Below are 3,538 nucleotides of genomic sequence, written 5' to 3'. Positions count from 1 at the left end.
CCTGGCCAACAGTGGCACCCGGGTGATCTACGTCCCCGGCAACCACGATGGCCTGGTGCGGGACATCGTCGGCAACTCGGTACTCAATATCGAGATACATCCCCACTATGTGCACACCACCCGTGAGGGCAAGCAGCTGCTGATGATGCACGGCGACGAATTTGATCACGCGGTGCTGTGCAGTCCTTTCACCCGTTTCGTCGGCGACGCCGGTTACAGCCTGCTGCTGCGGCTGAATCGCTGGAGCAACCGGGTGCGCCGCGCGCTCGGACTGCCCTATTGGTCACTGGCCTACTATGTGAAAAACCGGGTCAAAAACGCCCGCGCGGCGATTGCCGCCTTTGAGGAAGCCGCAGCCCTTGAAGCACTGCGCTGGGGGGTGGATGGCATTATCTGCGGCCACATCCACCAGCCGGAGATTCGCACTATCGACGGGATTCTTTACTGCAATGATGGCGACTGGGTGGAAAGCTGTACCGCCCTGACCGAGCACCACAACGGCAAACTTGAACTGGTCCATTGGGGCGACCTGCAACAGGCCATCAAGTCTGATCAGGCCGCCAATGACGCCACCATCACCGCGCCCTACAAACTGCCCCGCCTGACACCCTGAGCCGGGGCCATTTTAGCTCCCCAGGTCGTTGTCGTTCGCTCATCCAGAGTCACCAAACCACGTCCATTCCGCCTGGCTGGAAACAAAAACAACCTCCAGCAGCGGCAATCACATCAGTGGGAACAGCGCCCAGCGCTTCAATCCATCAAACTGCCCATCAAACTGCGGCCAGATCAGGCCGCGGCGGATTTGTCCGTTACGGTGGGCCCGCCAGCTTCGGCAGTGGCAACCGGCGCGGCCGTATAGCTGTTGCGCCCCACCGCCAGGTAGTCGAATCCGGCGGCAGCCATTCTTTTCGGGTCGTACAGGTTGCGGCCATCCACAATCACCGGGTGGTTCATCTTTTCTGCCAGAGCAGCGAAATCCGGCGCCCAGAAATGCTTCCACTCGGTACAGATCACCAGCGCATCGGCACCTTTCACTGCCGCCTCCTTGGTGCCCATCAGAATCAAGTCCTCGCGGTCACCGTAGAGGCGCTGGCACTCCTCCATGGCGCGGGGATCATAGGCCTGGACAGTGGCGCCGCAGCGCCACAGGGCTTCCAGCAACACCCGGCTGGGCGCCTCGCGCATATCATCTGTGCGCGGCTTGAAGGCCAGTCCCCACACGGCGATGGTTCTGCCGGCCAGCTGGCCGTCGAAATACGCCTGCAACTTGTCAAACAGGCGCTGCTTCTGGTTGGCATTGACCTGCTGCACCGCCGTCAACAGATGGGGCTGGTAGCCCGCCCTTTCCGCGGTGGCCTGCAGGGCGCGCACATCCTTGGGAAAACAGGAGCCGCCATAACCACAACCGGGGTAAATAAAGTGGTAGCCGATGCGCGGGTCGGCGCCGATGCCCTGGCGCACTTTCTCGATATCGGCGCCGAGGTACTCTGCCAGATTGGCGATTTCGTTGATAAAGCTGATCTTGGTGGCGAGCATGGCATTGGCGGCGTATTTGGTCAGTTCGGCAGAACGCACATCCATCACCATCAAGCGTTCGTGATTGCGGTTAAAGGGTGCATAGAGTTCACGCATCATCTCTGCCACCCGTTCCGACCCGGTGCCGACCACAATGCGGTCGGGTTTCATAAAATCGCTGATGGCGGCGCCCTCCTTGAGAAATTCCGGGTTTGACGCCACTTCGAAGGGAACGCTCAGGCCGCGCTGGGCCAGCCGCTGAGCCACTTCGGCACTCACCGCATCCGCCGTGCCGACCGGCACCGTGGACTTGGTCACCACCACGGCAAAATCATTCAGGTAATCGCCAATGGTCCTGGCCACGTTCAGCACATGGCGGGTGTCGGCGGTGCCATCCTCATCGGCGGGGGTGCCCACGGCAATAAACAGGATCTCAGCCCGGGCCACGGCGCGGGCGGCATCCGTGGTAAATTCCAGCAATTGTTCCCGCTGTCCCTCCAGCAGATAGTCTTCCAGTCCCGGCTCGAAGATGGGACAGATACCCTGTTGCAGGGCCTCCACCCGCTTTTCGTCCTGCTCCACACAGACCACCCGGTGGCCCACGTGAGCCAGGCAGGCGCTGGTCACCAGCCCCACATAACCGCCGCCAAATACAGTCACTCTCATCGCTTTCACCATTGCTTTCTTTTCCAACAATGGTGTGACCGGGGCATGACAGCGATATGTCAAATAAGTGGCGTTTTTATGGCACCACAGGTGGTTCTGGTCAGCGCACCATTTCAGTTACACTTCCCAACTCCCGGCAGCCTGTTAAACCACGGCGGGAGCGACACTGAACCGATTGGCGCAATCGCCAACAGGGGTCAGTATTAACCCGCCCCTTCAGGCTGACGCCAGACCGGCGGACAGCTGGCGCAGCGTGGATATTTCATGACATAACGTGGTCGAACTACGCGCAACTGCACACCATGGCCCCACCGCTGAACGCCGTCAGCCGACCCGGTTTCACAAGGAATTTAACTTGCCATTACTGAAAAGCCGCCTGGCCCTGCTTTCCACCGACCAACACTCCAGGCTGTTGTCGGGCCTGGTGCGCGGCATTGAAAAGGAAAGCCTGCGGGTCACCCCCCAGGGCACGCTGGCACAGACAGCGCACCCGGCGAAACTCGGCTCGGCCCTGACCCACCCCCAGATCACCACCGATTACTCGGAAGCGTTGCTGGAATTTATCACGCCGCCGTCCAGCAGCGCTGACCAGGTACTGGACACCCTGGACAATCTTCACCGCTTTACCTATCGCCAGATCGGCGACGAATTGTTGTGGGCCAACAGCATGCCCTGCCAGCTGAGCGGCGACAGCGCTATCCCGGTGGGCCAGTACGGCAGCTCCAACATCGGCCGCATGAAAACCATCTACCGCATCGGCCTGGGTCACCGCTACGGTCGGCTGATGCAGACCATAGCCGGCATTCACTACAATTTTTCCGCCCCCTACGCCCTGTGGGAACTGCTGCGCAAACACGAGCAGCCGGATCAATGCCTGCAAACCTTCAAGACCGACAACTATTTCGCCCTGATCCGCAACTTCCGCCGCCACTTCTGGCTGCTGTTGTACCTGTTCGGCGCCTCACCGGGGGTGTGCCGCAGCTTTGTGCGCGACCGGCCACATCGGCTGGAGCCCTTCGGCAGGGATGAGCACAGCCTGCATTCACCCCGGGCCACCTCCCTGCGCATGGGCGACCTCGGCTACCAGAGCAGGGCCCAGGAACAGCTGGTGGTGTGTTACAACGATCTGCGCAGCTACGTCGCCACCCTGCGCCAGGCGCTGGTGCAGCCCTACCCCGACTATGAAACCGTGGGCTTGAAGGACGGCAATGGCGACTACCGCCAGCTCAGCACCCACCTGCTGCAAATCGAAAACGAGTTTTACAGCACCATCCGCCCCAAACGCACCACCCGCTCCGGTGAAATTCCCCTGTGGGCCCTGTGGGAGCGGGGCGTGGAGTACATCGAGGTGCGCTGT

Annotated in this window: 3 protein-coding genes; 2 read left to right on the top strand and 1 reads right to left on the bottom strand. The window is 61.0% G+C overall.

All coding sequences use genetic code 11. From position 1 onward, the window contains the following. Positions 1-613: UDP-2,3-diacylglucosamine diphosphatase (locus ABY948_RS11735; protein ID WP_461482720.1), on the top strand; the 613-nt coding region annotated here is incomplete at its 5' end. Between the two features lie 173 nt (positions 614-786). Here the strand turns inward: ABY948_RS11735 and ABY948_RS11730 are convergent. Next, a complete protein-coding gene (locus ABY948_RS11730; RefSeq protein WP_461482719.1) occupies positions 787-2,181 on the bottom strand; it encodes a UDP-glucose dehydrogenase family protein in 1,395 nt (464 codons plus the stop codon). Positions 2,182-2,536: 355 nt separating this feature from the next. On the opposite strand from ABY948_RS11730, the gene gshA reads away from it, so the two are divergent. After that, on the top strand, positions 2,537-3,538 hold a 1,002-nt coding region (gshA, locus tag ABY948_RS11725), incomplete at its 3' end, for a glutamate--cysteine ligase (RefSeq protein ID WP_461482718.1).

It is taken from the genome of Porticoccus sp. (assembly GCF_041592135.1).
Taxonomy (GTDB): domain Bacteria; phylum Pseudomonadota; class Gammaproteobacteria; order Pseudomonadales; family Porticoccaceae; genus Porticoccus.
The sequence above is the reverse complement of the archived record's forward strand: the minus strand, read 5'-3'. Positions and strand labels throughout refer to the sequence as shown.

Coding starts and splice junctions, on each gene's coding strand:
- ABY948_RS11730 (WP_461482719.1), bottom strand. CDS start 2,181: ATGAGAGTGACTGTATTTGGCGGCGGTTATGTGGGGCTGGTGACCAGC.